Source organism: Christiangramia aestuarii (assembly GCF_009735585.1).
Taxonomy (GTDB): domain Bacteria; phylum Bacteroidota; class Bacteroidia; order Flavobacteriales; family Flavobacteriaceae; genus Christiangramia; species Christiangramia aestuarii.
On sequence record NZ_VJVW01000032.1, the window covers coordinates 1 to 611 of the forward strand.

The window sequence follows — 611 nt, forward strand, 5'->3', positions numbered from 1 at the left end:
AATCCGGCATGCCCGTTGGAGGAGAAGTAAAGGCTGCCATCGCTGTCCATAAAGGGGAAGCTTTCATCGAACTCGGTATTGACCGGTGCTCCCAGGTTCTGTGGCTGCCCGAAACTGCCATCCTCGTTAATACTTACTTTATAGATATCGGTACCGCCAAGCCCGCCCGGCATGTCTGACACAAAATACAGGGTCTTGCCATCAGGAGACAGGGCAGGATGTCCTACGGAATAGTCGTTGCTGTTAAAGGCCAGTTCCTTTACTTCATTCCAACCTTCAGAAGAAGCCGAAGCCGTATAAAGCTTTAAATGATTGGTTTTGTCCTTGTCCCTTTTTCCTTCTTTTTTGCCCAGGTAATTGTTACGGGTAAAATAGATGGTACTTCCGTCTGGTGAGATCACCGCCGGCCCGTCATGCAGTTTGGTGTTGATCTCCCCTTTAATAGGAGTTACGGTCCCGCTGGCCTTGTCCATCACATAGATATCCAAAAAGGGCTCACCGTTCCAGGCATAGGTCTTTTCCTTGACATCCACGCCTTCGGCACGAGCCGATACAAAATAGACCTTATCATCTTTTACGAAAACCCCAAAATCGCTTACCCCGGTATTGAA

1 protein-coding gene is annotated in these 611 nt (G+C 48.6%); it reads right to left on the minus strand.

Annotated elements, in window-relative coordinates:
• Window positions 1–611 (minus strand): TolB family protein (locus FLP08_RS15480; RefSeq protein ID WP_202912788.1); only part of this gene is annotated, 611 nt, incomplete at both ends.